Here is a 6,651-nt window from a genome sequence, read left to right on the forward strand (position 1 = left end):
CCCCAGATGGCTGCCCCGCTTTCCCGCTCTGCCCTCCGTGCCCGCGATGCCCTGGTGCTGGAGCACCTCTCCCTGGCTGATGCCGTTGCCTCAGCTGTAGCCCGCCGCTACTTCCCTTTGGTTGAGCGGGAGGATCTGATCCAGGTAGCTAGAGAAGCCCTGCTCCGTTCAGTGCTGCGCTGCAAAGCAGGTGATCCAGCTGAGCCCTATCTGCGCCGCTGCATCTCAGGTGCCCTGCAGCATCACTTGCGCGATCGAGTGCGGCTGGTGCGCATTCCACGCCGGCTGCATGAGCAGGGTCTGTGCCCCCTGGGTCACATCAGCCTTGATGGCCACGCCGTTGGCGAGCCGTGCCTGCTCGATCAGCTGGCGGCCCCAGAGCAGGAAGCAGCCGGGCCCGCTGATGATCTGGCGCTGGAGCAGCTAGTTGATCAGCTGCCTGCAGCTCAAGCCACAGCCCTGCGGCTCACCATCCTTGAGGGCCTATCGCTGCGGCAGGCAGCAGAGCAGCTGGAGATCAGCGCCATGTCCGTGCAGCGGGCCCAGAAGAAAGCGCTTGAGGCTCTGCGCCAGAAGCTGGTGGACTAGTGCCCACCCGCCTGGCGCGGAGCCAGGCGCAACTAATCCGTGCGCGCCCCTACCGATTGCTCTGCCGCACTAGCAACGAATCGCCAATGGCTTTCTACGGTGCAGCGATGGCCCCAGACCTCAAGCACCCCGCCACCGGCGATTTGATTGTGTTGGCAGGTGATGAGCAGCTTTGGCGGATTGGCTGGCCAGGTGCGCCGGTCCTGGTCGTCACCAAGACTGGGCTAGATGGCAGCGCCCTCTACCGGCTGGCTGATCCCAAATGCAAAACCTGGAACAAGGTGGGGGATATGAAGCTGCTTCCCTGGCCAGAAGCAGGCAGCTGAGCCGGCCCAACCCAAGCCACCTCACCAGGAGTAGAACGGCTGTACTGCCGCCTTTGCTGGTTTGATCTTGGCCGACCTACCTATTGGCGAGCCTGTGCCCTTCTGCTTGGGTTCATTGGGTGAGGGCTTGGATCTCCAGGCCGCCCTGATTCCCAATCCGGTCTGCACCTTCTACATGCGGGCCAGTGGCAATGGCATGCGCCAGCACGGCATAAATGATGGCGACCTGATAGTGATCGACCGCAGCGTTGAACCCTGCTCCGGCCATGTCGTCGTCGTTGCCCACCAGGGCAGCTTCTTGATGCGGCCGCTCTTGCGTCAGGGGGAGCAGTGGTTGCTTGAACCGGTGCGACCAGGAGAGGCAGCAATTCCTTTGGACCTGGAGGTCTTTGATCGCTCAGGCCTATTTGGCGTAGTGGTCCATGCGGTGCATCACCTCAACAAGCCACGACGCTTACGCAAGATCTGATCGCTCCTGCCTTGACCTGACCTGCGCAGAAGACTGGACTGGCCCTAGCTGGGTCGGCTTCCGGTGGGGCTTACTCCGGGTCCTCTCCATTGTGCTTCCTTCCTGCGTCAGTACGCCTCTGGGATCGGTCCCATCGCTGCGCCACACCTGGCGCCGAATCCCATGGCCACCTATAGCGCCCAGTCCAAGTTCTGCCGGCCAGAAGAAGATCCCTTCCTGCTGCTTGATCGCGCCTCGCGCTCTATCGAGCAGCTGCTTCGCCGCGATCTGCCGCTGCGCCGCACCTGGAGCGAGCAGCCCTATGGAGAAGAGGAAATCACCCTCTTAGAAGAGGAGGTGCTGCCTGCCATCGCTCAGTGCCTAGCACGAATCGATGCCATCGATTCAGCCCTTAGCGCAGCTGGAGAAGAGCTCTATCGCCAAGAGGTATTGGCAGCTGCTCAGAAGCGCCGGGTTCTGCTCCCTGGGGAAGCGGCGCTTATCTGAGCCGGCAATCCAAGGGCCAGTTTTGCTGGCCCATTTTTTGCGGCTTGCGCCGATCAACTGAAACAACCGAAATTCGGTTGTTTGAACCAGAACTCTCCCGCCGCCAGTTTTAGGAAGGGCCTCTGGCCCCCCAGCTGGGCACTAATGAGTGGCAGACACCGGGTGCCTGAAATACAGGTGCTTTTTCTTGCCAGGCAGCAGGACCGCATCCCTTGAGGCGTTCTCACCTCGCCCCCACTGCGTAGGGGCAGGACTCAGGCCCTCTTGCTTTGGTTGATCCCGGCCGTAGCAGCCGGCAGGCGGACAGAACCAGCACTATTGGCTTTGGGGCACTGCTGGTAATTCCTCGAGCACCCCTTTCAGGTTGCCCTCACTTGCTCACACCAGGAAAGGGCTACGCAAGTGGCTACGCCACCCTTGCCTGCTGCTGCGCCGTGGTGCGTCACCTAGGGGTTCCTCGCCAAAATTTCCATGGCAGCTCCACAAGGCCCCGTCTGCAATATCCGCCTGCTGATCGTCCATCGCTATGCGCCCGGTATCAAAAAGAGCGGCGCTATGCCCTGCACCGTTGAGCACTTCGGGAGGCGCGGTAGGCCCGTCAAGAAGATGCGGCTGATCCCTGCTGAGAAGGCATTTTCCTTTGCCCGCAAGTTCCAGGGCCTCCCCGGCGTCACCGTCTCAGTCTGCTAATCCCACCAGGGGGCCATAGGCCCCCTTCTATTGGGGTGCTGGCTGGTGGCAGGACTAGCGGGTAGAGGAGCAAAAGAGAGCGGGAAACAGTCCAGAGCAGCGGGCTTTCTTGCTCCACCCGCTCCCGCCTGGTTGGGGTTCCGCGGCGTTTGTCCCCGCTGAAAAACCCTGCAATCCGGGCAAGCCGGGCACAACCTATGGGGGAACAGCGAGCCAGGGGATTCCACCGCTCCCGCCTGGTCGGGTTCCATTGACCCTTCTGCCGGCTTGTCGGCTGGAAGTAGAGCAGCGGGCTGCCTACTCCAGCCGCTCGCTCCCGCTCGGGGAATCCGCAAAGGCCCGTGCCCGCTGCCGCACCGCTAGGTGCGCTGAGCAGAAGCGCCCATTCAGCACCTCAGCTGGGTGGAGGGGTGCCATCGGCTCTGCAAAACCGCTCTCCAGTTTTCCCCGCTTCTCGGGGTGTCAGGTGCGCGTTCTTTGCATCACAGCGATGTTCACGCTCTCCACCACCATGCAGTCCCTCATTGATGATTGGGAAGAAGCACAAGCTTCCGGTCAATGGCAGGAGCCACAGCCCGAGCCCGCCTATCCAGCAGCCTGGTGGCTAATCCAGCTGGAAGAAGAGCCCCAAGAGCTCGAGCCTCCCCTGCGCTGGTCCGTCTAATGCCGGCCAACCGGCGGTCCTGGAGGCCGCCAGTAATTCATTGGTATCCAACAAAAAACCCCCAGGCAATACCTAGGGGTCAGAAAATAAAAGGCCTGCAGAAGCTCAGAAACAGAAGCTCAGAAACAGAAGGGCAGGAACTGAGTACGGCAGGCGGCATAGCCATCAACCAAGGCGCCGAGGCCGATTTGATGGGCGATGCCAAAGCCGGTGAGGCCTTCCACCACGATGCCGGTGACGATGCCAACCATGGCAGCGCGGCCGTTAAACAGTTCAACTTGCTTGAGCTGCTCCATGAGGGTCAACTGTTCCGCGCTGTCATCAAGCGCTGGGTCGTTAGAAGGAGTGTTGGTCATGGCTTTTGGTGGCGGAACAGTTGATTGGAAGCTGAAATAGCAAGAGCTAGAGGCTCAATCAGCAAGATCCGGCTGGTTGAGAGCACCAACAATCCAGGCACCGATAAGAACGATGGTGATTGCAGAAATCATCCAACCCTCTTAGCCAGGTCCGTAGGACGGCTCAGCACGTAGATCGTCATTGCCGAGAGCACAACGGTGATCAGGGCTACGACCGAAATTGCAGCGGTGTAGTCGGTTTCCATGGCGCTCAACCCAGACCAATTTGGGAAAGGATGCCCTGGCCGGTGAGCAGCTCGGTGCCAAGACCGATCACAAAACCAAGCATTGCCAGACGGCCATTCCAGGTTTCGGCGAAAGCGACAAACCCGAAGCGAGAAGCGGACTCAGTCATGATTGTGACGAAGTGTTAAAGCCAGTGTAACAGGTTGTGAACAAGCGATGCAAGGGGCGCCCCGCTCTGGCCTGCTCGGCTACCAGCGACGCTTTCTGTCTGCTCCCGCTGACAGGAGCAGCAGCCGCCAGCCGTCACCAGCAGGGTTGATGCAGAGCGCTTTGCCGCAGTCATTGGCGCCCGCTTTGATCTCCATGACAATTGATAATTCAGACCGCAGGCATCTCGCGCTAGCAGCAGAGCTGGTTTCAGGTGAGCAGCAGTCCATGCAGCAGGACCTTGACTACCGGCTTTTGGAATCCACTTACCGTCAATCAGCTGAATACGCAGCGATGGTTCAGCGCTACCCGCTGCTGCGTAGCTGGATCACCGCTTGCGAGTCTTCTGAGCTGGTGGGCCATCCACCTTCGGTGGGCGATGAGCAACAGGCGGCATAAGTTCGCCGAGCCGCTACAGCACCAGCGCCCCCAAGGCTTGAGAACTGGAGTTGTGGGAGTTCTGCCGGTGATCAAGGCGAAAGGAGGACCGCCACCGGAGGTGCTGCCCCCGCCCCTGAAAGGGACTAGTAGTTACCCCTCAGCTGAATCCTGAGCAGCGAGGGGATCTGGAAGCCCCTGGGTGATCGCCAAGGCTCGTTTGTAGATGGCACTTGAGGTTGCCCCTGCCGCCTCCATGGCGATGCGCATGTTCTGCCAGTAGTGCAGTGTTTTGTCTTGCGTCATAGGAGCTGCTGCGGTGTCAGGCGCAAGCGGCCGCTCTGCCTCGGCGCCGGCCCAGCGGTTCGATCCATTCGTTGAGCACAAGCTTGTGCTGGACAAGACGACTTGGCAGGCGGCACCCGAGGTTGATCTGCCCCTCGTCTACCAAGCGTCCCAGCCGTAGCGCCAGGGCTTCCTCGTGGCGGGCAAAAGCACCTTGGTGGGAGGCAACCCAGGAGATTTCATGTTCCGTGATCACACCGCTGGAGAGTGACTCCAGAAAGACTTCCCCGACTGTCATGAGAGCTGTGTAACGACTTCGTTACATGCTGTCGCGCCCGGCCTCGCTGCGTGGCTCGAGCGGGCTCTGGGGCTGGCTAAGGCAGTGGGCTGACTAGAGCACGCCAGTCCTTGCAGAAGCGTTGGGGCTCAGTAATTGGAGGCTTTATCCGCTCCTTGCACTTCCGCTGCGTTGTGGTGCTCCAGCCAGGCATTCAGCAGGTCGCTTTTTGTCACCCGATAGCCCAGCTGGCGGGCGGTGCGTAGGAGCTCCTGGCGGCTATGGCACTGGCCCAGGACCTGCTGGAGCGCCGGGCTGCTTTCTGCATCAGCCACCAACCGCTCCAGATCAGACCAGCTCATCTACTTAAAGCAGAGATGGGTTCAAGCTCGCGTGAACTGGAGCCTGCTGCCAGGTTCCCTGAGGCACATTGCGGCGCATTGGTGCATTGGTGGGGCGTTGCGATCGCAGGAGCGATCTGCTGAGAGCACAACAAGCCAGTAGCAAGGCCTCAGGTTGTCAAGCCTTAAGGGCTGCCACCTCTGCCTTGAGGGCCTGCAGCTCATCTAAAAGCGCGCTTAAGAGCTTGTCGATATAGCCCTTGTTGGTCAGGTCACTGGACGCAATGGGCGGGCTAGCTGCTGCAGGACAAGAGCCAAAGGTCACCTGGCCGCTGCTGTTCTCAATTCGCCAGGCCGATCTAGAAGACGGCAGCTGGCAGCGAAAGAAGGTCCCGTCGTAGTACAGGTAAACGTCCCGGCCATTGAAGGTTGAAACACCGCCGCTGTTGGCAAAGCGCAGCGGGCCGTTCATCACATCGCCAGCCTTATTGACGTAGGTGGTTGCCATCGCAGCACCGGTGACTTTCAGGAAAGTTGTCACTCCTTGGCTGCCATTCAGGCGGCCTGGATTAAGGATAGCGCCAGGAGCGGATCGGGCTCTTCTGTTGGCTTGTTTATCCATACTTCTGCCGGCTGACTCCAGCAGCGGGTGGCACCGCTCCAGCGCGTTGGATTGTCCTGGCGGGCAGCCTCGTAGACCTCGGCTCGCTGCTGGCAAATTGCTGCGGCGGATCCACTGTGACGCTGATGTGGCGTCACGAACTTGATGCCGCTGTGGCGGTGCCAGTGGTTGTACCAATCCACAAATGCAGCGACCCATTCGCAGGCCTCGTCCTTGCAGGCAAAGGGCCGGCTGGGGTAGTCCGGCCGATACTTGAGCGTTCGGAACAGAGATTCTGAGTAGGGGTTGTCGTTTGAAACCCTTGGCCTGGAGAAGGATCTGAGCACCCCCATCTCCTCTAGCCGTGATTCCAGCGTCGCCCCACGCATGGCATTGCCGTTGTCGGCGTGGAGGATTAGGGGCTGCTGCTGGCACTGGCGGCTGCCAAAACCGCTGGGGCGGTGGTAGCGCTCCTTGAGGCAGGCCCGCTGCACCAGATCCGCTGCGATCTGAGCCGACTCAACCTCGGCCACATCCCAGGCCACCACCTTGCGGCTCCAGACATCGACCACCAGGTAGAGGTAGAGCCACACACCGCGCACCGTGGTGGGCAGGTAGGTGATGTCCCAGCTCCACACCTGGTTTGGGCCATCCGCTCTGAGGCGCGGCACCGAGCGCGGCTCCTGAGGCAGCCTGGCCCTCCCCCGGCGGTGGCACTGACCCGCCTGGTGCAGCACCCGATAAAAGCTGCTCTCTGA

The 6,651-nt window shown here is 60.8% G+C and carries 14 protein-coding genes; 6 read left to right on the plus strand and 8 right to left on the minus strand.

What is annotated here, in order from left to right; genetic code table 11:
• From AC01FP_RS15315 to AC01FP_RS15335, 5 genes are all read left to right on the plus strand, one after another.
• A partial coding sequence (locus tag AC01FP_RS15315) for a sigma-70 family RNA polymerase sigma factor (protein ID WP_474481537.1) occupies positions 1–588 on the plus strand: 588 nt, incomplete at its 5' end.
• Between the two features lie 86 nt (positions 589–674).
• Complete coding sequence (locus AC01FP_RS15320) at positions 675–914, plus strand: hypothetical protein (RefSeq protein ID WP_474481539.1); 240 nt, start codon at positions 675–677, stop codon at positions 912–914.
• Positions 915–975: 61 nt separating this feature from the next.
• Positions 976–1,383, plus strand: a complete 408-nt coding sequence (locus tag AC01FP_RS15325) for a LexA family protein (protein WP_474481541.1) — start codon at positions 976–978, stop codon at positions 1,381–1,383.
• A 162-nt stretch (positions 1,384–1,545) separates the two neighbouring features.
• Positions 1,546–1,869, plus strand: a complete 324-nt coding sequence (locus AC01FP_RS15330; protein ID WP_474481542.1) for a hypothetical protein — start codon at positions 1,546–1,548, stop codon at positions 1,867–1,869.
• Positions 1,870–2,340: 471 nt separating this feature from the next.
• Positions 2,341–2,559, plus strand: a complete 219-nt coding sequence (locus AC01FP_RS15335) for a hypothetical protein (RefSeq protein WP_474481544.1) — start codon at positions 2,341–2,343, stop codon at positions 2,557–2,559.
• 783 nt (positions 2,560–3,342) lie between these two features.
• Here the strand turns inward: AC01FP_RS15335 and AC01FP_RS15340 are convergent.
• The 3 genes from AC01FP_RS15340 to AC01FP_RS15350 form a co-directional block, all read right to left on the minus strand.
• Positions 3,343–3,579 (minus strand): high light inducible protein, encoded by a 237-nt coding sequence (locus tag AC01FP_RS15340; RefSeq protein WP_474481545.1) that lies wholly within the window; start codon positions 3,577–3,579, stop codon positions 3,343–3,345.
• Positions 3,580–3,707: 128 nt separating this feature from the next.
• Positions 3,708–3,833, minus strand: coding sequence for a hypothetical protein (locus AC01FP_RS15345; RefSeq protein ID WP_474481547.1), 126 nt, complete (start codon positions 3,831–3,833; stop codon positions 3,708–3,710).
• Positions 3,830–3,973, minus strand: a complete 144-nt coding sequence (locus AC01FP_RS15350; RefSeq protein ID WP_094560385.1) for a chlorophyll a/b-binding protein — start codon at positions 3,971–3,973, stop codon at positions 3,830–3,832. The genes AC01FP_RS15345 and AC01FP_RS15350 overlap by 4 nt, the downstream gene beginning before the upstream one ends.
• A gap of 266 nt (positions 3,974–4,239) precedes the next feature.
• Here AC01FP_RS15350 and AC01FP_RS15355 point away from each other — a divergent pair, with 266 nt between their 5' ends.
• Positions 4,240–4,410 (plus strand): hypothetical protein, encoded by a 171-nt coding sequence (locus AC01FP_RS15355; RefSeq protein ID WP_254937203.1) that lies wholly within the window; start codon positions 4,240–4,242, stop codon positions 4,408–4,410.
• 132 nt (positions 4,411–4,542) lie between these two features.
• Here the strand turns inward: AC01FP_RS15355 and AC01FP_RS15360 are convergent, their stop codons facing one another.
• The 5 genes from AC01FP_RS15360 to AC01FP_RS15380 form a co-directional block, all read right to left on the minus strand.
• The gene (locus AC01FP_RS15360) at positions 4,543–4,695 is read right to left on the minus strand and encodes a hypothetical protein (protein ID WP_254937204.1); all 153 of its coding nucleotides are present in this window, start codon (positions 4,693–4,695) and stop codon (positions 4,543–4,545) included.
• Between the two features lie 16 nt (positions 4,696–4,711).
• Positions 4,712–4,972, minus strand: coding sequence for a hypothetical protein (locus AC01FP_RS15365; protein WP_255021281.1), 261 nt, complete (start codon positions 4,970–4,972; stop codon positions 4,712–4,714).
• Positions 4,973–5,100: 128 nt separating this feature from the next.
• Positions 5,101–5,313, minus strand: coding sequence for a Nif11-like leader peptide family natural product precursor (locus tag AC01FP_RS15370; protein WP_254937206.1), 213 nt, complete (start codon positions 5,311–5,313; stop codon positions 5,101–5,103).
• Positions 5,314–5,470: 157 nt separating this feature from the next.
• A complete protein-coding gene (locus AC01FP_RS15375) occupies positions 5,471–5,833 on the minus strand; it encodes a hypothetical protein (protein WP_474481549.1) in 363 nt (120 codons plus the stop codon).
• A 14-nt stretch (positions 5,834–5,847) separates the two neighbouring features.
• On the minus strand, positions 5,848–6,651 hold an 804-nt coding region (locus AC01FP_RS15380; protein WP_474481550.1), incomplete at its 5' end, for an IS3 family transposase.

Source organism: Cyanobium sp. NIVA-CYA 375 (assembly GCF_056108345.1).